This window comes from Luedemannella flava (assembly GCF_039528515.1).
Taxonomy (GTDB): domain Bacteria; phylum Actinomycetota; class Actinomycetes; order Mycobacteriales; family Micromonosporaceae; genus Luedemannella; species Luedemannella flava.
Genome location: NZ_BAAALT010000073.1, coordinates 1 through 24,277 on the forward strand (window position 1 = coordinate 1; position 24,277 = coordinate 24,277).

Genomic DNA, 24,277 nt, shown 5'->3' on the forward strand with positions numbered 1-24,277 from the left:
CCACCGCCGCGATCGTGGGCGTCGCGCGCCGCCTGCACCGCCCGCCGCCCGCCGGGCACGGCCTGCCGCACCTGGCCGACAAGGGCCGCGCCTTCGTCGACTACCTGCGCGGGTTCCCGGGCGACGGGCCGCTGCCGCGCGACCTGGTCGAGCGCGCGGCCGCGACGTTCGCGGACCTGCTCGCCACCGCGCCGCCCGACATGTTGCTGCACGGCGACCTGCACCACGACAACGTGCTGCGGGCCGACCGCGAGCCGTGGCTGGCCATCGACCCGCACGGCCTCGTCGGCGACCCCGGCTACGAGGCCGGGGCACTGCTCTACAACCCTGACCCGGACGACACCGACGACGGCCTGCTGTCGCTCGTACTCCCCAGGGTCGAGGTCGTGGCCCACGGCCTGGAGCTGAGCGCGGACCGCGTGGCCGCGTGGGGGTTCGTCAAGGCCGTCCTGTCACAGGTGTGGACGGTGGAGGACGGCGGCCGGCCGGGCGGCCGACCGCTCGCCGTGGCGCGATTGCTCGCCACTCACCTACGAATGTGATCAAATCGGTGCATGACGGGCACCGCCGCTGGGCACGAGGAGTCCGAGAAGCGCGTCTCGTGGATCGAGCTGTACTTCGACGTCGTCTTCGTCTTCGCGGTGCGGCAGGTCGCCCACGTCATGGTCGAGTGGCCGGACTGGCGGGGCGTGATGACGGCGCTCGGCGTCTTCCTCGCGCTGTGGTGGACGTGGATCGGGTTCGTGATCCTCTACAACCGCCATGGCGAGGACCGCGCCTCACAGCGGCTGTTCCTGCTGGTCGGCACGATCCCGTGCGCCATCGCGGCGACGCAGACCCACGCCGTCACGGACGGACACGTCGGTGGCCTCGCCCTCGCGCTCGCCGGCGCCCGCCTCGTGCTGGCCGTGGCGTACCCGACGACGTCGGGGGAGGGGCCGGCCGCCGGCCGGTCGGCCGGGATGAGCTACGCGCTCTCGGCGGCTGTGTTCGCGGTCTCCGCGTTCATCCCGCCGCCGTGGCAGTACGCGCTGTGGGTGTTCGCGCTCGCGCAGGAGGCCGGTTTCCTCATGCTGGCCGAGGTGCGCGAGGGTCGCCGGCCCGCGCGCGAGGACCAGGGGCGTGCGTCCGAGGCCGGCGAGCGGCGGCGCGAGCAGTTCGACGCCCTGCTGACCCCGCCGGCGGACCCGGGCCGGGCGGTCAACGCGGCACACCTGGCCGAACGGTTCAACCTTTTCATGATCATTCTGCTCGGCGAGGTCGTCATCGCCGTGGCGTACACCGCCGTCGACATGCACGGGGCCGAGGGCGCCGTGCAGCTCGGCCTGCTCGCGGGCCTGGTCCTCGCGGGCGCGCTCTGGTGGATCTACTTCGACTCGTCGGCCGGCATCAACGAGTTCGTGCTGCGGGCCTCCGGCGGCAACCCCGCCATGGCGTACGGCATCTATGCCGGCGGGCACCTGCCGCCCGCGTTCGCCCTGCTGCTGATCGCGGCCGGCATCGACCTCTCGCTGCACGACGATCCGCCGGTCGCGGCGACGTGGCTGGTCAGCATCGGGCTGGCGGTCTACCTCGTCGGCACGCGCGGGTTCACCATCGGCGCGCTGCCGCACTGGTACCTGCGGGCGCTGCGCGTGCTGCTCGTCACGGCCACGGTCTGCCTGGCGCTGCTGCACCTCCTGGTCAGCCCGCCGATCGTGGTCACGATCATCGCGGTCTGGGCGGTGCTGGCGGCCGTCGTCGTCACCGTACGGGCGCCGATCGCGCTGCGGCGGCTGCGCGAGAACCCGCTGCACCTGTTCGGCAACCGGTGAAGGTTCTGTGTGGATCTTGTGTGGGATGACCCTGACGGGCGACCCCGCCCCATACGCTGCCCGCGTGTCCGCTCTCGCGCGCGTCCGGTTCTGGCTCGTCGTCTTCGTCGTCGGTCTCGTCCTCAGCGGCGTGACCGCCTTCCCTCTCGAATGGGAGAGCGGGGTGCTCGCCCGCGTCCTGCACGCGGTGCCCTGGTCGCCGGAGCCGCTGGTGGCCTGGATCGACCGGGTGCACGCCGGCCTGGTCGCCGCCCCCGACTTCCTCGCCTACGGCACCGACTGGCTCGCCTTCGCCCACCTCGTCATCGCCGTCGCGTTCTGGGGGCCGCTGCGCGACCCCGTCCGCAACGTCTGGGTCGTCCAGTTCGGGATGATCGCCTGCGCGGCGATCATCCCGCTCGCCCTGATCGCCGGCCCGGTCCGGGGCATCCCCTGGTGGTGGCTGCTCATCGACATGTCCTTCGGTGTGGTCGGCGTCATTCCGCTGATCTTCGCCCACCGCGCCATCCGTGAGCTGGCCAAACGGCCGACCGACACCCTTGCGGCGGTTGCGTAGGCTCACCGGCCATGAGCATGGGCTTCGGGGGCGCCGTCGTGGGGTTCATCCTCTGCGGCGGCGGGTTGATGGCGCTGGGCGGTCTCGCGCTGGCCGGCTGGGGCGTGTGGCGCACGGCGAGGTCGCGGCGGCTGGCCGCGGACGGCCGCACCGCGACCGGCGTCATCGTCGACAACCAGGTGACCTCGCACAGCGGCGAGCACGGGGCGTCGCTCACGTTCGCGCCCGTCATCGAGTACCGCACCGAGCTGGGCCAGCAGGTCACGGCCGTGGGCCCGGTGGGCCTGCGGCGGTCGTTCATCAAGGGCACGCAGGTGCAGGTGCGCTACGACCCGGCCAAACCCGAGCAGATCGAGCTGCTCAGCGGCCCTGGCCGTGGGTCGGGCGGCGTGGTCGCGATCGTCATCGGCCTGCTGATGGCGGTCGCCGCGGTGGTGTTCCTCAGCTTCGTCATCGCCATGGCCGCGGCCGCCACCGGCCCGGGTGTCCCGCAGTTCGAGCTTGACCCGGACCCCGGGTACACCGAGCCGTGGGGCGAGCCCACGGGCTGACGCCGCGTCCCTAGTCGCCGGACCCGTCCGCCAGGGTGCGGATGTGCGCCATGGAGTCCTGAACCTGGCGGCCCAGCTGCTCGACGACGTCGCGCTGCCCGGCCGTCACGTTGCGGACGTGCGTGGTGCTGTCGTTGATCTCGGTGATGCCGTCGGTCAGGCCGGTGATGGCCGCCGACACGGTGGCCATCTGCCGCTCCAGGCCGGCGAGGGTCGCGGTGATCTCGCCCGTGGACTGGGCGGTCGTCGTCGCCAGCTCCTTGACCTCGCTGGCGACGACCGCGAATCCCTTACCGGCGTCGCCGGCGCGGGCGGCCTCGATGGTGGCGTTGAGCGCGAGCAGGTTGGTCTGGTCGGCGACGCGCGCGATGAGCTCGGCGACGCCGCCGACGCGACGCAGGCTGCCGGTCAGGTCGGTGACGAGCAGGTCGGCCTCGCGCACCTGCTCGACCATCTGCTGGGTCGCGGCGTAGGCGGTCTCGACTCGCGAGTCGATGTCCCGCGTGCTGGCCCGGGCCGACTCCACGTGCTCGACGACGTCGGTGAGCTGGTCGGTCACGATGGCCGTGGTCCGGGCGATCGTTGCCTGCGCCTCCCGGTGGGTCTCCTCCTCGACGCGCTGGCGTTCGGCGAACGTCGCGGCGACCTGATCCTCGCGGGCGGTCTGCTCGGCCCGCAGCCGGGCGTCCTGGGTGGCCATCGCGTCGAGCATCTGGTCGATCGCGCCCGCGAGGGCGGGGATCTCACCACTGCCCGTCATCCCGATGCGCAGGCCCCGGTCACCCGACGCGATCACCTGCTCGGCGGTCTGGCGCAGCGGTCCGACCTGTTGGCGCACCGCACGGCGGACGATGAGCATGACGCCCACGATCAGCGCGACCGTCGCGACCGCGACGAAGCCGAAGAGCTTCACGGCCGTGTTGTTCGCGACGTCGTGGATCGGCCGTTCCCGGATCGATTCGACGACCACGGGCGCGTCGTTGATCGTGGGGATGAGCGCGTCCACGGCGATCTTCCCGTTGTCCGTGACGGTGGTCGTCACCGGGATCGTGCCGAGCATGCTGGTCAACGCCGGCTGCGTCTCACCGCCGGTGCGGGGGGCGGCCGTCTGGCTCAGCGGCAGGTTCACCTGGGCGCCGAGCTTGGCCAGGCCCTCGCCGTCGAGCGCCTTGATGACGACCAGGCCGCCGGAGGCGGTACCGGTGCCGCTGCTCGGGTAGGCGGGCGCGCTGCAGTACAGCAGCGGCTTGGCAGAAGAGTTGATCATCCCGCACTGGGTGACGCCGGACTTGGCGGTGGGGTCGATCAGTGAACGCAGCACCGCCGGCGTGTTGACATCGGCCGGCATTGGCACGTAGGTGCCGTTCTCGATCAGACCGCCAACCCGCACGGAGCCATCCGGACCGATGCCGATCAGCCCGTCGAAGTCCATGGTGGCCACGAAGGCCGGGGGGAACTCGTAGTTGAAGGAGTCGGTGTCGGCCTTGGCCACCGCGTAGAAGGTCTCGTCCCACTCGGCGTCGTTGATCGCGTAGCTCTGCAGCGTCCGCATCTCGCCGTCGAGCGCGATGCGCAGCCGGTCGGAGTCCTGGGCCACCTGCCGGGCCTCAATGCCGTCGAACGCGCTCGTCGTGATCTGCTGGAGCGCCAGGAACCCGACGGCCAGGACCAGGATCGCGGCCACGATGGGCCGCCATCTCCGCAACACCGATGTCATGCTCACCCCGTCGGCCGGCGGGCCGCCGAGGTGAGCGTTTCGACATGTCGGTTATGTCGGCAGGAGCACACCGGGGTTGAGCAGACCCGCCGGGTCCAGGGCCGCCTTGACCCGGCGCATGGCCCCGATCTCCTCCGGCGAGCGGGACAGGGTGAGCCACGGCGTCTTGGCCCGGCCCACGCCGTGCTCGGAGCTGATGCTGCCCCGGTGTGCGGCGACCAGGCGCAGCACCTCGTCGGTGACCTTCTCCGCCACCGCCTCGGCGCCCAGCACGTTGACGTGCAGGTTGCCCTCGTTGAGGTGGCCGAACAGGATCGGCCGGGCGTCGGGCGCCACCGCGGCGATCACGCCGGGAAGCTCGTCGACCAGCGCCTCCAGCCGGTCCAGCGGCACGCAGACGTCCAGCTTCACGGGCACGCCCGTGGCGCTGATCGCCTCGGTGTGCGTCTCCCGGTAGGCCCAGAGCTTGGCCCGGCCCGACGCGTCGGACGCGACGGCGGCGTCGCCGACGGCCTCGCACTCGCCGAGCATCTCGACCAGCTCGTCCGTCGGGTCGGTGCGCCCGGTGCACTCGATCACCACGTACGCCGGGAAGTCCTCCGGGAGCGGGGCCGGCAGGCGACCCACGGACCGGACCAGCGCGACGCCCTCGGCGTAGCACAGCTCGGCGGCGGCGAGCGTGGTGAGCCGGGCCCGCGCGTCCGCGAGCAGGCGCAGGGCGCCCGCGGTGCCGTCGACGCCGACGAGCGCCACGGCAGCCTCGCCGGCCGGCGGCACGAGCCGCACCCGTACCTTCGTGATCACCGCGAGGGTGCCCTCGCTGCCGCACAGCAGTTGGGTGAGGTCGTAGCCGGTGTTGTCCTTGGCCGGCGGGTCGAGCCGGCTGAGCACCGTGCCGTCGGCGAGCACCGCCTCGACGCCCACGACCTGGGCGCGGGTGCTGCCGTAGCGCACGACCCGGATGCCGCCGGCGTTGGTGGCGACGAGGCCGCCGATGCTGGCCTGGGACCGGGCGGCCAGGTCGACGCCGAAGTCGAGCCCGGCGGCGCGGGCGTGGTTCTGCAGCGCCTCCAGGGTCACCCCGGCGCCGACGGTCACCTGGGCGGCCAGCGCGTCGACCGGCTCCAACGTCGTCAGCCGGCTCAGGCTCAGCAGCACCTCGCCGCCGGCCGGGATGCCGCCGCCGACCAGGCCGGTGTTGCCGCCCTGCACGGTGACCGCGACGCCGGCGTCGGCGCAGGCCCGCAGGACCGCGGCGACCTGGGCGGTGTCGGCCGGGCGCACGACGGCGCGGGCGCTGCCGTGGAACCGCCGGGTCCAGTCCGTCTCGTACGACGCCTTGAGATCGTCGTCGGTGAGCACGTGCCCATCGCCCACCACCGCCCTAAGCGACTCCTCCAGCGTCACGACAGCACCCGCAGCCGGACCGTCTGGGTCATCGCGCGGAGCTGGGCGAGGACCTCGTCGGAGTAGTCGATGCCGATGTCGGTGAGCACGTAGCCCAGCTCGCCCTTCGTGGCCAGCAGCTGGCCCTCGACGTTCACACCGTGTTCGGCCAGGATGCCGTTGACCTGCGCGAGCACGCCCGGGGTGTTGCGGTGCAGGTGCACCAGCCGGTGCGTGTCGGGCTGCTGCGGCAGGGCCACCGCCGGCAGGTTCACCGACAGGGTCGTGGTGCCGTCGCTCGCGTACTGGGCGAGCTTGTTCGCCACGAACGAGCCGATGTCGGCCTGCGCCTCCTCGGTCGAGCCGCCGATGTGCGGCGTGAGGATGACGTTGGGCAGGCCGCGCAGCTCGGAGACGAACTCGTCGCCGCGGCCCTTCGGCTCGGTGGGGAACACGTCCACGGCCGCGCCCGCGAGGTGCCCGGACTCCAGGTTGGCCCGCAGCGCCGCGTGGTCGATCACGAAGCCGCGCGACAGGTTGAGGAAGATGCTGCCCCGCTTCATGCGGGCGAACTGCTCCTCGCCGAAGAACTGGCTGTTGCTGGGCCGCCCGTCCACGTGCAGGGTGACCACGTCGGAGACAGCGAGCAGCTCGTCGAGGGAGGCGCAGCGGCGGGCGTTGCCCAGCGCCAGCCGGTCGGCGGTGTCGAAGAAGTAGACCGACATGCCCAGGTTCTCGGCCAGCACGGACAGCTGGGTGCCGATGTTGCCGTAGCCGACGATGCCCAGGCTGCGGCCGCGTACCTCATGGCTGCCCTCGGCGGCCTTGTCCCACACGCCGTTGTGCATGCCGGCGTTCTTCTCGGTGAGCCGGCGGGTGAGCGCGATGATCTCGGCCAGCGCCAGCTCGACCACGCTGCGGGTGTTGGAGAACGGGGCGTTGAACACCGCGACGCCGTTGGCGCTGGCGTGGGGCAGGTCGATCTGGTCGGTGCCGATGCAGAACGCGCCCACGGCCACCAGGTTCGGGGCGGCGTCGAGCACCTTGGCGGTGACCTGGGACTTGGACCGGACGCCCAGCAGGGCGACGTCGGAGATCCGGTCGATCAACTCCTGCTCGTCGAGGGCCCGGCCGAGGACCTCCACGTCGTACGAGTCGGCCTTGAGGCGGGAGACGGCGTCCGGGTGGATGCCCTCCAACAGCAGCGCGCGCATGTGCTCGAACCCATTCGCATCAAGCGGCGCCCATCCCGGCGCCGATCACCGCGAGCCTAGCTCACGAGCTGTTTCGGCCCGGTCCGCCGGAGGCCGGGCGTCCACGCCCCGGGACGGGGGACCCTGGACAACGACGGACCAAAACAGAAACATCTTGACCGTACGATCTTCGCGTCGCGGGCGGAGGTGATCGTGGTGTTCCCGGCGCTGACCAGGTTCAACGATCTTGTGCGCGAGCAGGCCGAGACGGAGTTGCTGGCCTGCTGCGCCGTGCCGGACTGGGCCACCCGGGTCGCGCTCGGTCGCCCGTACCCGAGTGTGGGGAGCCTGACCGCGGTCGGCCTGTCGGCGCTGGCGGACCTGTCGTGGGACCAGGTCGCGCTGGCCCTGGCCGCGCACCCGCGCATCGGTCAGCGGGCCGACGGCGACTCGCGGGAGGCGGCCTGGTCGCGGCGCGAGCAGGCAGACGCGGGCGCGTCGCCGGAGGCGGACGCGCTGCGCGCGGCGAACGTCGCCTACGAGGAGCGGTTCGGCCACGTCTTTCTGATCTTCGCCTCGGGCCGGACGCCGGCCGAGATGCTCGCGGCGGCGCGGGCCCGGCTGGCCAACGACGAGGCGACCGAGCGTCAGGTGGTCCGCGAGGAGCTAGCCAAGATCGTCAGGCTCCGACTGGAGAGGCTTGTTGAATGATCTCCACACACGTTCTGGACACCACGCGAGGGGAGCCGGCGGTCGCCGTGCCGGTGCGGCTGGAGCGCCTCGGCGACGACTGGGAGCTGGTCGCCCAGGGGGTCACCGACGGTGACGGGCGGCTGCGCGACTGGCTGCCGCCGGGAGCGGGTCGGTACCGGTTGGTCTTCGACATCGGCGCCGACGCGTTCTTCCCCGAGGTCGTGATCACCTTCGCGGTGACCGACCCGGCCCGGCACCTGCACGTGCCGCTCCTGCTGAGCCCGTACGGCTACACCACCTACCGAGGGAGCTGATCGATGGGGATCGTGCTGGGCGCGAACCAGTACGGCAAGGCGGAGACGCGGCTGGTCCACGTCGCCCGCGCGGGGGAGCCGCACACGCTGACCGACCTGAACGTCAGCGTCGCCCTCGCCGGGGACCTGGCCGACGTGCACCTGTCCGGCGACAACGGCCACGTCCTGCCCACCGACACCCAGAAGAACACGGTGTACGCGTTCGCGCGCCAGCACGGCGTCGCGTCCGTCGAGGCGTTCGGGCTGCTCCTGGCCCGGCACTTCGTCGACAGCCAGGAGCCCATCCACGCCGCCCGGGTCCGGCTCGAGTCCTACTCCTGGTCCCGACTGGGCCCGCACTCGTTCCAGCGCGACGGCGGCGAGGTCCGCACCGCCACGGTCACCTACGACGGGTCGACCGCCACCGTGGTCAGCGGCGTGACCGACCTGGTCCTGCTCAACTCCACCGACTCGGAGTTCGTCGGCTTCATCGAGGACGGGTACACGACCCTGGCCCCCACGACGGACCGGATCCTCGCCACGGCCGTGACCGCCCGGTGGCGGCACGCCACCGCGGACGGCGATTGGGACGGCTCCTACGCCGCCGTGCGGTCCCTCCTGGTCGAGGCTTTCGTCGGAACGTACAGCCGCTCGCTGCAGCAGACGCTCTACGCCATGGGGGAGCGGGTGCTCACCGCGCGCCCGGAGGTCGTCGAGGTGCGCCTGGCCATGCCCAACCGGCACCACTTCCTGGTGGATCTGAGCCCGTTCGGGCTGGACAACCCCAACGAGGTCTACTTCGCGGCCGACCGCCCGTACGGACTCATCGAGGGCACGGTGGCGCGCGACGACGCGCCGGCGGCCGGACTGGCTTGGTGGTGACCCGGATGATCACGGTTATCGAGGGTGGCGCGATCGCCACCGTGGACGCGGCCGGCACGGAGTACACCGAGGGTCATGTCGTCCTCGACGGCGACCGGATCGTGGCCGTCGGGCCCGGCCCCGCCGCCGTGGCGGGCGACGTCACGCGGGTGGACGCGACCGGGTGCCTGGTCACGCCCGGCCTGGTCAACACCCACCACCACCTGTACCAGTGGGCGACCCGCGGCTACGCCACGGAATCGGACCTGTTCGGCTGGCTGACCGCGCTGTACCCGGTCTGGGAGGGCATCGACGCCGACCTGACCCGGGCCACCACGGCGGCCGGCCTGGGCTGGCTGGCCCTGTCGGGCTGCACGATGAGCAGCGACCACCACTACGTCTTCCCGCGCGACGCGGGGGACCTGGTCGAGGCGCAGGTCGACGCGGCCGGGTCGGTCGGCATCCGGCTGCACGTCTGCCGGGGCTCGATGGACCTCGGCGTCGCGGCCGGCGGCCTGCCCCCCGACAGCCTCGTCGAGACGACCGACGGCGCGCTCGCCGGCACGGCCGCCGCGATCGAGCGGTTCCACGACCCGGCCCCGACCGCCATGATCAAGGTGGCGGTGGCGCCCTGCTCGCCGTTCTCGGTCACGCCGACGCTCATGCGCGAGTCCGCGGCGCTCGCCCGCCACACCGGCGTCCGCCTGCACACCCACCTCGCCGAGACCGTCGACGAGGAGGAGTTCTGCCGCAAGAACCACAACTGCCACCCCGTCGAGTACGCCGAACAGCTGGGCTGGCTCGGCGACGACGTCTGGCTCGCCCACGGGGTGCACCTCGACTCCGCCTCGGTGGGTCGCCTCGGCGCCACCGGCACGGGCGTCGCGCACTGCCCGAGCTCGAACGCGCGGCTGGGCGCGGGCACCGCGCCGGTGCGTCAGCTGCTGGATGCCGGCGCGCCCGTGGGCCTGGGCGTCGACGGTCCCGCGTCGCAGGAGGCGGGCCACCTCGGCGACGAGCAGCGCCAGGCCCTGTACGCCGCCCGCCTGCGCGGTGGCCCCGCCGCCCTGGACGCCCGCGCGGCCCTGTCGCTGGCCACGATCGGCGGCGCCCGGTGCCTGGGCCGCGAGGCCGAGTTGGGCTCGCTCGAGGCCGGCAAGCTGGCCGACGTCGCGGTGTGGCGGCTGGGCGGGCTGGCCAACGCCGGCATCGTCGACCCGGTGACCGCGCTCGTCTTCGGCGTTCTGCCGCCGCTGGCCCTGCTGCTCGTGGGCGGCTCCCCGGTGGTCCGCGACGGCGCGCTGGTCACGGCCGACGAGGCGGTTCTGGCCCGGGAGCTGGGCCGGGTCGCCGCGCGGCTGCGTGGCTGACTGCAACAAACCTGCGAGTGGGGGCGCCTTGACCGACTTAGTTGTATCAACTAACAATCGTCAACGACGATGCTCGATATCTAGGGTGGAACCGGGACGACTTCATGGGCGCCAGCCGTGCCACTAGCACTTCCTCGCGGACGCTCCGTCACAATGTGTGGCGGACGTGTCGGAAGGTGGGTGATGGCCGGGTGAGCCCGACGCTGCGCAGGGACGCCGGGGGGCGGCGCGACTCCGTGATGATGGACGTCGCCCGGTTGGCCGGCGTGTCGCACCAGACCGTGTCGCGGGTCCTCAACAACCAGGCGAACGTACGCCCGGAGACCCGCGAGCGGGTGCTGGAGGCCATGCGCCAGCTCGACTACCGACGCAACTCGGCCGCGCGCACGCTGGTGACCCGCCGTTCGCGCACGCTGGGTCTGATCAGCTTCGAGTCGACCCTGTTCGGGCCGGCCTCGATGGTCTACCAGGTGGAGCAGGCGGCGCGCGAGGCCGGCTACTTCCTGAGTATCGCGAGCGTGCGGTCCCTCGACCGGCGCGCCGTGCTCGACGCGGTCGACCGGCTGCGCGAGCAGAGCGTGGAGGGCATCGTCGCGATCGCGCCCATGCCCGCCGCGGGCGAGGCCCTCGCCGAGTTGCCCGTCAACCTGCCGATCGTCGTGGTGGGGCTGGGCGCGGCCGCCGCCGCGCGGCCGGGCGGCGACGGGATGGTGCCCAGCGTCGCGACGGACAACCACGCCGGCGCGGTTCTCGCGACCAGGCACCTGGCCGCGCTGGGCCACCGGGAGATCCGCCACCTCTCGGGGCCGCCCGACTGGCCCGAGGCGCGCGACCGCGTGGCCGGCTGGCGTGACGTGCTGACCGACGCTGACCTGCCGGTCGGACCCGTGCTCGCGGGGGACTGGTCGTCCCGGTCCGGCTACGAACTGGGCCGCGTGCTCGCGCGCGACCCCGACCTGACCGCCGTGTTCTGCGCCAACGACCAGATGGCGCTGGGGCTCGTGCGGGCACTGCACGAGGCGGGCCGGCGCGTGCCGCACGACGTGAGCGTCGTCGGCTTCGACGACGTCCCCGAAGCCGAGTACTACCTGCCCCCGCTCACGACCGTCCGCCAGGACTTCGTGGGGCTGGGGCGGCAGAGCCTGGACCACCTCCTGGCCCAGGTCGAGGCGCGCGACTCCGGTGCTGAGCCGGCTGGGGCGCGCCTGCCCACGCTCATCGCGCCGGAGCTCGTCGTGCGGGCGAGCACCGGCGCCCTGTCGACCTGACTCCCTGGTGACCAGGGTGGTTACGAGTTCAGCCGGTCATGTGTGAACGTTCACATCCACCATCAGGGAGAGTGTCCCCATGTGCGCAGGCACCACACGACCCGCCCGCCACGGCGCCGTCGTCGCGGCCGGCCGACCATGACCGCTACCGGACCGGCTCGCGGCCAACGAACGGCAGGCTCGGCATCAATCTGCTCGCCTGGGACGGCGCCGGTTGGCCCTCTGTGTACCAACGCGCTCACCGCGCGGGGCGCTGGCCCGCGGCGCGCGTGACAAGGCCCGGTGGCGGCACCGCCACCGTGGGCTGGGGCCGGCACGTAGCCCGTACGTGCCGGCCCCTCGCGTTACCGATTTGTTTCCCAAGCCCTCGATCGGGCAAATAGGTACATTCGGCAACGGCGATCGCAACAAGTGATCGAGGTTCCGTGATGTGTCATCCACCACTGTGGAGCGACGGTCGCGGCGCATTTCCATGTCACGCCCCATAAGCAGGGCGATCTAGCCTGGCGTGACCGCTCGGACACGCGCGTTGCCTACGGTCCGCGGGGGTGTCGGGAAGAGCGGAAGTTCCACCCTTGACGCGATGGGATGTGAGCGTTAACACTATGCCCTGCAACGTTCCGGCAACACGAGTTAACGGGATGGAACTGGCCATGACGCGCGTACAAACCGCAGCACGCCGAGGGGTTCGGCGATGAGCGGCGATGTGCGGCGCCAGCCGGCCGAGAAGCCGTCCACCCCCGTCGTGGCGCCGACAAGTCCCGCCGTGCCGGAGCGCATGGCGACGATGATGGACGTCGCGAAGCTCGCGGGCGTCTCGCACCAGACCGTCTCGCGGGTGCTCAACGACCAGGCCAAGGTGAGTCCGCAGACCCGGACCCGCGTGCTCGACGCGATGCGCCAGCTCGACTACCAGCCGAACTCGGCCGCGCGCGCTCTGGTCACCCGCCGCTCCAAGACGTTGGGCCTGGTCACCTTCGACACCACGCTGTTCGGTCCGGCCTCGATGGTGTACGGCATCGAGCAGGCGGCGCGCGACGCCGGATACTTCGTGAGCATCGCGAGCATCCGGACGCTGAGCCGGCGGGCCGTCCTCGACGCGATCGGCCAGCTGCGCCTGCAGTCGGTCGAGGGCATCGTGGCGATCGTGCCGAAGGACTCGGCGGTCGTGGCGCTGTCGGCCGTGCCGCCCGGCATCGCGCTCGTCGGCGTCGGCGTCGGCGGCGGCGCCGACGTGCCCATGGTGGGTGTGGACAATGTGGTCGGCGCCGCGCTGGCCACCCGGCACCTGCTCAGCCTGGGCCACAAGACCGTGCACCACATCTCGGGGCCGCCCGGCTGGCCCGAGGCCCGTGAGCGGGCCACCGGCTGGCGCGAGGCCCTCACGGCGTACGCCGCCCCGGCGCCGCCCGTACTGGTGGGGGACTGGAGCGCGCGCTCCGGATACCTCGCCGCGCAGCGGCTGGCGGGGGACCCCACGGTGACCGCCGTCTTCTGCGCCAACGACCAGATGGCCCTCGGCGCGTTGCGCGCGCTGCACGAGGTGGGTCGTCGGGTGCCCGCGGACGTGAGCGTCGTCGGCTTCGACGACGTGCCCGAGGGCCCGTACCTGATTCCGCCCCTGACCACCGTCCAGCAGGACTTCGCCGAGGTCGGTCGTCGATCGTTGGCGCTGCTCATGGAGCAGATCGCCACCGGCGCCCGGCCGCACCGCCAGATCCATCTGACCCCGCAACTGAAGGTGCGCGACAGCTCGGCACGCGCGGTCGCCTGACACGAACCAATGAGAACGCTCACATAGACGCCCTTCGGGCGCACACAGATGTCGCCGGCGGTCCGACCGCCCCCCGGCACGGAGACGGTCGGACGGCCCGGTGAACCGGTGCGGGGGTACACCGCGCACCACCACACGCACCACCGGCACAACCCCCTGTAACCGACACACCAGCTGATTCATCGGCATGAGGAGAGTGGGCAGAGTGTACAGAAAGGTAGCAGCGGCGCTGGCCGTCGGCCTGCTGGCGGCCAGTATGGCCGCCTGCGGCGACGGCGGTAAGGGCACCGACACCCCCAAGGACGACGGCAAGATCACCCTGGGCTTCTCCCAGGTCGGCGCGGAGAGCGGCTGGCGTACGGCCAACACCAAGTCGATCCAGGAGTCCGCGGCGGCGGCCGGCTACGAGCTGAAGTTCTCCGACGCGCAGGGCAAGCAGGAGAACCAGATCAAGGCGCTGCGTTCGTTCATCGCGCAGAAGGTCGACGTCATCGCCTTCTCGCCGGTGGTCGAGTCCGGCTGGGACACCGTGCTCAAGGAGGCGAAGGACGCCGGCATCCCGGTCATCCTCACCGACCGCGCGGTCGACTCGGCGGACAAGACGCTCTACAAGACCTTCATCGGGTCCGACTTTGTCAAGGAGGGCGTGGTCAGCGGCGAGTGGCTGGTCAAGCAGTACGAGGGCAAGACCGACCCGGTGAACATCGTCGAGCTGCAGGGCACCACGGGCTCGGCGCCGGCCAACGACCGCAAGAAGGGATTCGCGGACGCCATCGCGAAGGCGCCGAACCTGAAGATCATCGCGTCGCAGTCGGGTGACTTCACCCGCGCCGGTGGCAAGCAGGTCATGGAGGCCTTCCTGAAGGCCCACAAGGACATCGACGTGCTGTTCGCGCACAACGATGACATGGGCCTGGGCGCGCTCGAGGCGATCGAGGCGGCCGGCAAGAAGCCGGGCACCGACATCACGATCATCACGATCGACGCGGTCAAGGACGGCATGCAGGCGCTGGCCGACGGCAAGTTCAACTTCATCGCGGAGTGCTCGCCGTTGCTTGGCCCTCAGCTGATGGACCTGGTCAAGAAGGTCAAGAACGGTGAGGCGGTCGAGCCGCGCATCGTGACCAACGAGACGACCTTCACCCAGGAGCAGGCGAAGGCGGCCCTGCCGGACCGCAAGTACTAATCAGTTGTTCCCCGGGGCCGTGCCGGTCGGTCAGACCGGCCGGCACGGCCCCGGCTTTCGTCAGAAAGGCGCGACAGTGACTGCCCAGCCACCAGCGATCCTGACAATGACCGGCATCAGCAAGGAGTTCCCCGGGGTCAGGGCGCTGGACAATGTGGACTTCCGGATGTTTCCGGGTGAGGTGCACGCCCTCATGGGCGAGAACGGCGCCGGTAAGTCAACGCTTATCAAGGTGCTCACCGGTGTGTACGGCATCGACGCCGGTACGGTCGTCCTGCAGGATCGACAGGTCAACTTCCACGCGCCGTTGCAGGCGCAGCAGGCCGGCGTGAGCACGGTGTACCAGGAGGTCAACCTCTGCGCCAACCTCTCGGTGGCGGAGAACATCTTCCTCGGGCGCCAGCCCCGCAAGCTCGGGCGCATCCAATGGTCGGCGATGAACAAGCGGGCGGCCGAGCTGCTCCAGCGGCTCGAGCTCAGCATCGACGTCACGCGTCAGCTGTCCACCTACTCGCTCGCCGTGCAGCAGATGGTCGCCATCGCGCGCGCGATCGACATCGACGCCAAGGTCCTCATCCTCGACGAGCCGACCTCCAGCCTCGACGCTGGCGAGGTCGCGCAGCTGTTCCGGGTGATCCGGCAGCTCAAGAGCGACGGCGTGGCGGTCCTGTTCGTGACGCACTTCCTCGACCAGGTCTACGAGATCAGCGACCGGATCACGGTGCTGCGCAACGGCCGCCTTGTCGGGGAGTACCGCACAGCCGACCTGCCCCAGCTCGAACTCGTCTCCCTGATGATCGGCAAGGAGATGGCCGCCCTGGAGCAGCTGGACGAGCAGCCCAAGCGGCAGGTCGCCGCACTGGAGTCCGGCCAGCCGTTCATCGAGGCGCGCGGGCTCGGCCGCAAGGGCGTCGTCACGCCCTTCGACATGACGATCCACCCCGGCGAGGTCGTGGGCCTGGCCGGCCTGCTGGGCTCCGGCCGCACCGAGACCGCCCGGCTCTTCTTCGGCGCGGACCGGGCCGACCAGGGGCAGACGTTGGTCAACGGGGCGCCCGTCGCGATCCGCGGGCCGATGACGGCGATGTCCAAGGCGATCGCCTTCTGCTCCGAGAACCGTCGCACCGAGGGCCTGATCGGCGAGCTGACCGTGCGCGAGAACATCGTCCTCGCGCTGCAGGCCACCCGCGGCTGGGCCCGCCCGCTGTCGCGTCGGCGCCAGGACGAGCTGGTCGACAAGTACGTCAAGGCGCTGCAGATCCGGCCGGCCAACCCCGAGATGCAGGTGCGCAACCTCAGCGGCGGCAACCAGCAGAAGGTGCTGCTCGCCCGCTGGTTGATCACCGAACCGCGGCTGCTGATCCTCGACGAGCCCACCCGGGGCATCGACGTGGGCGCCAAGGCGGAGATCCAGAAGCTCGTCGTCGAGCTGTCCGACGGCGGCATGGCGGTGCTGTTCATCTCCGCCGAGCTGGAGGAGGTGCTCCGGCTGAGCCACAAGATCGCCGTCCTGCGGGACCGGCGGATCGTGGCCGAGCTGGTCAACGACGACACGGTCGACGCCGACCGCATCATGAGCGCGATCGCCAGTGCCGGACGCGCGGACGAGAACCTTGAGGTGACGGCATGAGCGAGCGAGTCAAGGCCGTGGTAGGGAACCGGCTGTTCTGGCCGGTGCTCGCGCTGGTCCTGCTCCTGGTGAGCAACCTGTTCTTCTCCCGGGACTTCTTCAGCCTGGAGGTCCGGGACGGTCACCTGTACGGCAGCATCATCGACATCCTCCGCAACGGGGCGCCACTGATCCTGGTCGCGACCGGCATGACGGTGGTCATCGCGACCGGCGGCATCGACCTTTCCGTAGGTGCGATCGTCGCGATCGTCGGTGGCCTGGCCTGCTACCACATCAGCACCCAGCCGGACCAGAACAGCCTGTCGGGCGTCATCACCGCTGTCCTGATGGGCATCGGGCTCGCCCTGGTGCTGGGCCTGTGGAACGGCATCCTGGTGGCGGGCATCGGCATCCAGCCGATCATCGCGACCCTGATTCTCATGGTCGCCGGCCGCGGACTCGCCCAGATGATCACGGATGACCAGATCATCACGATCCGCAGCCCGAACTACAAGTTCATCGGCGCCGGACACCTGTTCACCGTGCCGTTCGCGATTCTCGTGGCACTGCTGGTGGTCCTCCTCGCCGTCCTGCTGACCCGGCGCACCGCCCTGGGCATGCTGCTGGAGTCGGTGGGCGGCAACGCGGAGGCCAGCCGCCTGGCCGGCATCCGGGCCCGGCGCATCACGATCATGGTGTACGTGTTCTGTGGCCTGTGCGCCGGCATCGCGGGCCTGATGATCAGCGCGGACGTCTCCAGCGCCGACGGCACCCGGGCCGGCCTCTGGATCGAGCTGGACGCGATCCTCGCCGTGGTCATCGGCGGCACGTCGCTGCTGGGCGGGCGGTTCTCCATCGCCGGCACGGTGCTGGGCGCGCTCATCATCCAGACGCTGACCACGACGATCCTGACGATCGGCGTCCCGTCGGACGCGACGCTGCTGTTCAAGGCGCTCGTCGTCACCATCGTCTGCCTGCTGCAGTCGCCCCAGTTCCGGGCCAAGTTCATCCGTCGGCGGCGGCCCCCTGTGCCACCGCCGGCCACTCCCGCCGAAACGCCGAAGGTCGAGGTCCCGGCATGAGCACCGTGGAAGTTGCCGCTAGCCGCTTTGCGTCGCTGCGGGAGCGGCTGCCTGCCAAGCAGTTGCCCGTACTCGTCACACTGGCGCTCTTCGGGCTCATGTACGGCGTGGGCATCCTGCGCTACGAGGGCTTCTACGACACGCAGATCTTCCTGAACCTCTTCATCGACAACGGGTTCCTGCTGGTCGTGGCGATCGGCATGACCTTCGTCATCCTGACCGGCGGCATCGACCTTTCGGTCGGCTCCGTGGTGGCGCTGTCCACCATGGTGTCCTCGTCGCTGCTCACGGAGAAGGGCTGGTCACCGTACCTGGTGATGGTCCTGGTCCTGGCCATCGGCTCGGTCCTGGGCTTCCTCATGGGCTGCATGATCCACTACTTCGACATCCAGCCGTTCATCGTGACCCTTGCCGGCATGTTTCTGGCCCGGGGCCTCTGCTTCATCATCAGCACCGACTCGATCTCGATCACGGACAAGACCTGGGTCGCCATCGCCGACTACAAGCTCCCGCTCGGCAACTACCACCTGTCGTGGAGCGCCATCGTGTCGCTGGTCGTCCTCGCCGTGGCGGTGTGGGTGCTCAGCTACACCAAGTTCGGCCGCAACGTGTACGCGATCGGCGGCAGCGAGCAGTCGGCGCTGCTGATGGGTCTTCCGGTCGCGCGCACCAAGATCGCGGTCTACACGATCAGCGGGTTCTGCTCGGCGCTGGGCGGCATCGTCATGACCTTCTACACGCTGTCCGGCCACGGGCGTGGGGCGATCGGTCTGGAGCTGGACGCGATCGCCGCGGTGGTCATCGGCGGCACGCTGCTCACCGGTGGCGCGGGCTACGTCCTCGGCACCGTGGTGGGCGTCTGCGTGCTGGGCATCATCCAGACGATCATCAACTTCGAGGGCGACCTCAGCTCCTCGTGGACGCGGATCGTCATCGGCATCCTGCTGTTCGTCTTCATCATGTTGCAGCGGGTGGTCCGGCTCGGCCAACGGACCTGACCCGCGTACGCCGAACCTGCTCCCGAGGGGACCGCCCGGGCCGCCACGTCGGCCCGGGCGGTGGCGTGTCACGGGCGGGTCAGCTCCCGCTGGCGCGGCGAGTACTGCAGGCGGAACACCTCGGTGCCGTGCTTGGAGACGCGGTGCACGACGATGGTGCGGGGCGCCTCGTCGGCGCGTTCGTGCTCGCTGTCCGCGATCCACGAGTCCAGGTGCGCGGGCAGGTTGAACGCCAGCCGGTACGCCTCGTTGCCGTCGGCGGGCACGACCTCCCAGGACACGGCCCGGCGACCGCCCTTGTGGATGATCCAGACGGGGTGGGTGGGGTTGCGCCGGGCGTAGGCCACGAACGCGTCGGTGCCGTTCGGCCCCTGGGCGGCCATGGTGAACACGAACGGGCCGGGCGGGAAGCCGAGCAGCACCTCGTCGTCGACACGGGACAGCCGCTGGCGCATCCGCCACGCGATCTCGACCAGGTACTCGCCGACCGGGTCCCACACGGCGTCGGGCCGGCCCGGCCGGGGCTGGCGGTCGGTCGACTCCAGCGCCACCCGGACGTGGCGGCGCAGCGTGGCCTGCGGCAGCGGATCCGCGCCCGCCACCTCGCCCCGGACCTGGGCGGCCCGCGTGGCGACGGCGGGGGGCGGCCCCCCGGCGGNCGCCCGCTGGACGGCCGCGCGCAGCCACTCGAACGCCGGGCCGGACAGGTCGACGAGCGAGATCTGGTGGGCGAGCGCGTAGTTCTGCGCGTCCGAGGAGAACCCGGACGTGGAGAACAGGGCGAACGCGTACCGGTGGCGCCGGTGCGGACGGCCCGCTCCGGTCACCGGCACCAGGTTGTCGTTGACGTCGTGCACCACGCCCTGGGCGTCGCGTACGTCGTGGATGCCGGTGACGGTGGAGCGGAACCGCGCCTCGACGAACAGCCGTACCGGCAGCGACAGGGGCGGCACGAAGGTGAGCTCGCCGAGCGTGTCGGCCTGATGGTCGGCGCCCCGGCCGCGCACGAGCAGCCCCTGGTCGGAGGCGCGCAGGGCGGCCGGGTCGTCCGCCTCGTCGAGCAGCCGGTAGCCGCTGCGGCGCAGCAGCCAGGCGAGCGCCTCCTCGAGTAGGCACCCCCGCAGGGCCGCCTCCGTCGTCATTCGCAGCAGCGTAGTTACGTGATCCCACGCGCCCGACCGGCTGACCGGCCGGTGTTGACCTACGGACCGTCGGGCCGGGCTGCCGGAAAAGATGATCGGAGCGCATCGGCGCCGCCGACCCGGACGGGTCGGCGGCGCCGGCGACACTCTGTCCTACTTGGACGGCTGGGGCACCTCGGGGTTGCACTCCACCTGCGGGTTCACGCCGAGGTAGTTCAGCGGACCAGCAGCGATGGTGATAAGGGTGTTGCTGGTCTTGGCGCAGTTGGTGTCGTCGCCCTTGAAGTAGCCGCGCTGGGCAGCGGCGACCACCCCGATAATGAGCCACAACGTAAGGATCACCGCTCCGACTCGCACGTTGGCCTCCTGGATGAGTGTCCGCCCGGGGGTGGGGGACACCGTCTGATACCCGCAGCGGCCGCAGGCCAATCCCGCACCACCGGTATTGATTCGCTTACGGGACAACGCCTGTCGTGTTTATTGAGACCGATAACGACAGCCGATCGGGCCTATGCGGTGTACGGATCTTTCGATACGCTCACTGCCAACATCGAGCTACGGGGGCTTAGAGATGTTGCATTGTGGCCGTTTGCGCCCAAAATCCACTGTGAACTGGTTGACGTTTGTCGCGCGCGCCGTCGCCGCGGCACTCCTTGTCGCCGCCGGAATGACCGCTGTGACGACCGCGCCTGCGGCTGCCGCGGCCGCGCCGGCAGTCGCGCCCACGTGCCGGACGTCCGTTGGTGATGCGTCGGCGGCGTTGGCGATGGCGGCGCGGTGCCGCCAGCGGGTCGAGTCGATGTCCGGACGGACGTCGACCCGCCAGATCTTCGCCAATCCGGACAGCACCTGGACCGTGAAAGAGTCCGTGACGCCACGCTTCGCTCGCACATCGGACGGCTCGTGGACGGATGCCGACGCGACGTTGAAGCGACTCGCCGACGGCTCCGTGGTGCCGAAGGCGCCGCTCTTCCCCATATCGTTCTCCAGCGGTGGCAAGGGGCCGTTGGCGACCATGCAGAAGAACGGCACGACACTGCGCGTGGGGCTGCCCACGACGTTGTCCGTGCTGCCGGCGCCGACGATCGACGGTGACACCGCCACCTACGCCGACGTGCTGCCGGACGTGGATCTGCAGGTGCACGCGACCGTCGATGGGTTCAGCCACGTGCTGGTAGTGAAGACCCGGCAGGCGGGAACCAACAACGCCCTGGCGGAACTCGACTACACCCTGACGACCAGCGGTGGCAGCGTGACAAGGAACGCCAAGGGCGCGACGATCGTCCGCGACGCGGCGGGCGTGGAGATCTTCACCTCGCCCACTCCGCTCATGTGGGACTCGCGTGGCGTGACCGGCAGCCGTCCGGCGCGATCCGCCAAGCCGGGCCACGTGGAGCACCCGCGCATGGCGTCCATGGCGACCAGGCTCAACGGCACGAAGCTTACGCTCACTCCGGACAAGGCCCTGCTGGCCGATCCGACGACACAGTACCCGGTCTATATCGACCCGCCGTGGAGCGGTGGCATCTCGGGCAACGCCTGGACCACCGTGTGGTCGCGGTCGGACCTCAGGAACAGCAGCTTCTGGCAGAACTCCACAGCCATGCTGAACGGCACCACCTACGGCACGGTGGGCGCGGGCCGTACTGAGGACTGCTCGGGTTGTGAGCAGTACGTCATCCGGACGATGTTCCGCATGTCGTTGAGCGGGCTGAGCGGCAAGCACCTGCTGAGCGCGAAGTTCACCATCGAGCAGCGGTGGTCCTGGACGTGCAATCCGACCTCCGACGCCAAGCTGTGGTATCTCGATAACGGGATCTCGGCGTCGACCACCTGGAACCAGCAGCCAGCCTGGAACTCGACCTACGTCGCGAGGACCCCCGGCAAGCGCGCCTACGGCGCCGTCTATGGCTGCAAGGACGTCGGCAACATCGAGTTCGTCACGACGAACATCGTCAAGCGCGCGTTGGACGCGGGATCGTCGACGGTGAGCGTCGGCCTGCGTGCGGTGGACGAGTCGACAACACTGCAGTGGAAGCGGTTCAAGCACAGCACAGCGCTGCTCACGGCCGACTACAACTCGTACCCGACGGCGGGAACGCGGTCGACCAACCCGGCGACATCGTGCGTTACCGGCTCCGGCACCACGCCCGCCACCAACCTGCCGGTGCTCAACAGCGCCACGCCTGACCTGAGGGTCGTAACAAACGACGTGGACAGCGGGGAGACCGACCTCAAGGGCGTCTTCGAGTGGCAGCGGTGGAGCGGCACGGCCTGGGTCGCCGCCGGCACCAAGACGGACACGATCGGTCGCGCCAACGCCGGCACGTCGACGGTGAAACCGACATTGACCGCCGACACGTACCGGTGGCGGGCCCGCGTCGCCGATCCGTTCACCTACGCCGGCACGTCGTACACGGACTATTCGGCGTATTCGGGATGGTGTGAGTTCAGGGTCGATATCACCGCGCCGCCCGCGCCGAGTGTCAGTTCCGTGGAGTACCCGGACGGCTGCGCGCCGTGTGGCGGCGTGGGCACGACCGGACGATTCACCCTGTCGGGCAACGCGAGCGACGTGGTCGGATACTACTGGGGCTTCTCGGACCCCCCGGCGACGTACGTCGCGGCGCCGTCCCCCGGCGCACCGGTGACCGTCTCCTGGACGCCGACGACCGGTGGGCCCCGCTCCCTGTACGTCATGGCCAAGGACGCCGCCGGCAACACCCGGTCACGGCCGGTGTACCAGTTCACGGTGGATGGCGCCCGCCCCGCCACGGCCCGCTGGATGCTCGACGAGCAGGAGGGCACCGACCTGCTGGACTACATGGGCAGCGGCCGGGTCGCGACCCTCAGCGGCGGCGGGCTCAACCAGGAGGGGCGCATCCCTCGCGGCGCGCCGTCGCTCAAGCTGGACGGGTCGGCGACGAACTACGCTGCCACGCCGGCGGTGGTGGACACGTCGAAGAGCTTCGCCGTCTCCGCCTGGGTTCGGCTGGGCAGCAAATCGGCCAAGTACGTCGCGCTGAGTCAGGTCGGCACGAGTACCGAGGCGTTCTCACTGCGCTACCAACCTGCGGGCGGTCTCGCGTACAGCGACCGTTGGGTCTTCGAGGTGACCAACAGCGACGCGGCCTGCGCCGACCCGTGCGCGGCCTGGTGGCGGGCCTATTCCACGTCCGTTCCTGCGGTCGGGCGATGGACCCACATCGCCGTGAGTTACGACCAGGCGGCGGGCCAGATAGCCATCTATGTCAACGGGGCGCTCGAGGGCACGGCCTCCGGGGTCACGGCATGGTCGGCCACCGGGCAGACCCGGATCGGCAAGGGGTTCAGCGCGGGCTTCAACGGCCAGTTGGCGGATGCGCAGTTCTGGCAGCGGACCCTGTTCGACACGGAGGTGCGCGCGGCGGTCGATCAACTCGATAACGGCAACACCGGCCAGTGGCATTTCAACGAGGTGTACTCCACGCCACAGTGGGACTCGACGATGTACATGAACGACCTCAACCTCGAGGGCAATGTCTCGGTGCCGGCTTCGGGCGCCGGGCACGACGGCACGGGCATGTCGTTCCCCAACGGCACGGGCTGGGCCGAGACGTTGGAGCCGGTCGTCTACACCGACCAGTCGTTCACGGTGTCGGCGTGGGCGTACCTGACCGACGGCTCGCGCAACCGCACCGTGATCGCGCAGGACGGCCAGTACGACAGCGCCTTCGCGCTCAAGTACGACGCGGTGGCGGGCGGCAAGTGGACCATGCAGATGTTCGACTACGACGACCTCGCCACGACGACAGGGCCCACGGCGTCCTCGACCAGCGCGCCACTGAACACCTGGACACAGTTGACGGGCGTGTACGACGCGCCGGCGGGACAGATCCGGCTGTACGTCAACGGGGCGCTCGTCGCGTCCACGCCGTTCACCCAGTCGTGGCGGGCGACCGGGGCCTTCACCGTCGGCCGGAGCAAGTGGCAGGGCAACGAGACCGACCACTGGGTCGGCTACGTGGACGAGGTGCGGGCGTACGCCGGAGTCGTGCCGCAGATGGCGGGCGACTGGCGGTTCAACTCGTGCACGGGCGCGCCGACGTCGTGCACGGACGCGATCGCGAACCACCCGGTGACGCTCACGACGGGCGCGACCTGGACGGCCGCCGGCTTCGGGGGTACGTCAGGCCTCGCGCTCAACGGTTCCGGGGCAGCGACCACGAGCGTGCCGATCCTCAACACGACCAAGTCGTTCACGGTTTCGGCCTGGGTGTACCTGACGGACGGAACGGCCAACCGGACCGTGGTGTCCCAGGACGGCGCCACGCAGGCGGGCTTCTATCTGCAGTATCAGAGCGCCAACGGCGGGCGCTGGGCGTTCGGCATGCGCGACAAGGACACCACGACCGGCGTGGTGACCGAGGCCGTGTCCACGTCCGCGGCACTGAACACGTGGACCCATCTGGTCGGCGTCGCTGACGTGCTCACCGGCCAGATCCGGCTGTACGTCAACGGCGACCAGGTCGACGCCAGGACGTTCAACCCGAGTTGGAACGCGACCGGCAGTCTCACGATCGGTCGGATGAAGCTCAGCGGCGCGAACAGCGCCTACTGGCTGGGCACGGTGGACGAGGTGCGTACGTACCAGGGCGTGCTGTCCGACGTGCGGACCATGCAGTGAGCCACTAGCGGCATCAGTCACACGAATCTGTTCGAGCTACTTCCTTCTCGTTGAGGCAGGTTGTGATGTTGTTTGCACGGGGGGCTCGGCAGGGGCGGACGGGAGGCCGGACATCCCG

General features: G+C 70.5%; 20 protein-coding genes. 15 read left to right on the forward strand and 5 right to left on the reverse strand.

Features of this window, described 5'->3' with window-relative positions:
- From ABD211_RS13900 to ABD211_RS13915, 4 genes are all read left to right on the forward strand, one after another.
- A partial coding sequence (locus tag ABD211_RS13900) for an aminoglycoside phosphotransferase family protein (RefSeq protein WP_344130506.1) occupies positions 1-542 on the forward strand: 542 nt, incomplete at its 5' end.
- Between the two features lie 12 nt (positions 543-554).
- Positions 555-1,814 carry a low temperature requirement protein A gene (locus tag ABD211_RS13905; RefSeq protein WP_344130509.1) on the forward strand — a complete coding sequence of 420 codons (1,260 nt, stop codon included), beginning with the start codon at positions 555-557 and terminating at the stop codon, positions 1,812-1,814.
- A 64-nt stretch (positions 1,815-1,878) separates the two neighbouring features.
- Complete coding sequence (locus tag ABD211_RS13910; protein ID WP_344130512.1) at positions 1,879-2,370, forward strand: hypothetical protein; 492 nt, start codon at positions 1,879-1,881, stop codon at positions 2,368-2,370.
- Between the two features lie 11 nt (positions 2,371-2,381).
- Entirely contained in the window at positions 2,382-2,921 is a 540-nt protein-coding gene (locus ABD211_RS13915; RefSeq protein WP_344130515.1) for a DUF3592 domain-containing protein, read from the forward strand.
- Between the two features lie 10 nt (positions 2,922-2,931).
- Here the strand turns inward: ABD211_RS13915 and ABD211_RS13920 are convergent, their stop codons facing one another.
- The 3 genes from ABD211_RS13920 to serA are packed head-to-tail and all read right to left on the reverse strand — an operon-like array spanning position 2,932 to position 7,238.
- Complete coding sequence (locus ABD211_RS13920) at positions 2,932-4,629, reverse strand: methyl-accepting chemotaxis protein (protein ID WP_344130518.1); 1,698 nt, start codon at positions 4,627-4,629, stop codon at positions 2,932-2,934.
- A 60-nt stretch (positions 4,630-4,689) separates the two neighbouring features.
- A complete protein-coding gene (locus ABD211_RS13925; RefSeq protein WP_344130521.1) occupies positions 4,690-6,045 on the reverse strand; it encodes an FAD-binding oxidoreductase in 1,356 nt (451 codons plus the stop codon).
- Positions 6,042-7,238, reverse strand: a complete 1,197-nt coding sequence (gene serA, locus ABD211_RS13930; RefSeq protein WP_344130524.1) for a phosphoglycerate dehydrogenase — start codon at positions 7,236-7,238, stop codon at positions 6,042-6,044. Before serA ends, ABD211_RS13925 begins: the two co-directional genes overlap by 4 nt.
- Before the next feature lie 192 nt (positions 7,239-7,430).
- Here serA and uraD point away from each other — a divergent pair, with 192 nt between their 5' ends.
- From uraD to yjfF, 10 genes are all read left to right on the forward strand, one after another.
- A complete protein-coding gene (gene uraD / locus ABD211_RS13935) occupies positions 7,431-7,928 on the forward strand; it encodes a 2-oxo-4-hydroxy-4-carboxy-5-ureidoimidazoline decarboxylase (protein WP_344130527.1) in 498 nt (165 codons plus the stop codon).
- Positions 7,925-8,224, forward strand: coding sequence for a hydroxyisourate hydrolase (gene uraH / locus ABD211_RS13940; protein ID WP_344130530.1), 300 nt, complete (start codon positions 7,925-7,927; stop codon positions 8,222-8,224). Before uraD ends, uraH begins: the two co-directional genes overlap by 4 nt.
- Positions 8,225-8,227: 3 nt before the next feature.
- Complete coding sequence (gene pucL, locus ABD211_RS13945) at positions 8,228-9,085, forward strand: factor-independent urate hydroxylase (protein WP_344130533.1); 858 nt, start codon at positions 8,228-8,230, stop codon at positions 9,083-9,085.
- A gap of 5 nt (positions 9,086-9,090) precedes the next feature.
- On the forward strand, positions 9,091-10,434 hold the full coding sequence (locus ABD211_RS13950) for an 8-oxoguanine deaminase (protein WP_344130536.1): 1,344 nt from the start codon (positions 9,091-9,093) through the stop codon (positions 10,432-10,434).
- A 191-nt stretch (positions 10,435-10,625) separates the two neighbouring features.
- Positions 10,626-11,702 (forward strand): LacI family DNA-binding transcriptional regulator, encoded by a 1,077-nt coding sequence (locus ABD211_RS13955; RefSeq protein ID WP_344130539.1) that lies wholly within the window; start codon positions 10,626-10,628, stop codon positions 11,700-11,702.
- A gap of 694 nt (positions 11,703-12,396) precedes the next feature.
- The gene (locus ABD211_RS13960) at positions 12,397-13,476 is read left to right on the forward strand and encodes a LacI family DNA-binding transcriptional regulator (protein ID WP_344130542.1); all 1,080 of its coding nucleotides are present in this window, start codon (positions 12,397-12,399) and stop codon (positions 13,474-13,476) included.
- A gap of 256 nt (positions 13,477-13,732) precedes the next feature.
- Positions 13,733-14,662 (forward strand): ABC transporter substrate-binding protein, encoded by a 930-nt coding sequence (locus tag ABD211_RS13965; protein ID WP_425560406.1) that lies wholly within the window; start codon positions 13,733-13,735, stop codon positions 14,660-14,662.
- Positions 14,663-14,768: 106 nt separating this feature from the next.
- Positions 14,769-16,292: a sugar ABC transporter ATP-binding protein gene (locus ABD211_RS13970; protein ID WP_344130548.1), complete on the forward strand. Its 1,524-nt coding sequence runs from the start codon at positions 14,769-14,771 to the stop codon at positions 16,290-16,292.
- Positions 16,289-17,353 (forward strand): ABC transporter permease, encoded by a 1,065-nt coding sequence (locus ABD211_RS13975; protein WP_344130551.1) that lies wholly within the window; start codon positions 16,289-16,291, stop codon positions 17,351-17,353. Before ABD211_RS13970 ends, ABD211_RS13975 begins: the two co-directional genes overlap by 4 nt.
- Positions 17,350-18,351, forward strand: a complete 1,002-nt coding sequence (gene yjfF, locus ABD211_RS13980) for a galactofuranose ABC transporter, permease protein YjfF (RefSeq protein WP_344130554.1) — start codon at positions 17,350-17,352, stop codon at positions 18,349-18,351. Before ABD211_RS13975 ends, yjfF begins: the two co-directional genes overlap by 4 nt.
- Before the next feature lie 1,295 nt (positions 18,352-19,646).
- On the opposite strand, the gene ABD211_RS13985 is transcribed toward yjfF, so the two are convergent.
- On the reverse strand, positions 19,647-19,850 hold the full coding sequence (locus ABD211_RS13985) for a hypothetical protein (RefSeq protein ID WP_344130557.1): 204 nt from the start codon (positions 19,848-19,850) through the stop codon (positions 19,647-19,649).
- Positions 19,851-20,048: 198 nt separating this feature from the next.
- Positions 20,049-20,510 (reverse strand): hypothetical protein, encoded by a 462-nt coding sequence (locus ABD211_RS13990; RefSeq protein WP_344130560.1) that lies wholly within the window; start codon positions 20,508-20,510, stop codon positions 20,049-20,051.
- On the opposite strand from ABD211_RS13990, the gene ABD211_RS13995 reads away from it, so the two are divergent.
- Complete coding sequence (locus tag ABD211_RS13995) at positions 20,509-24,159, forward strand: LamG-like jellyroll fold domain-containing protein (RefSeq protein ID WP_344130563.1); 3,651 nt, start codon at positions 20,509-20,511, stop codon at positions 24,157-24,159. The two genes, ABD211_RS13990 and ABD211_RS13995, sit on opposite strands and share 2 nt — an antisense overlap.
- Positions 24,160-24,277: the final 118 nt, after the last annotated feature.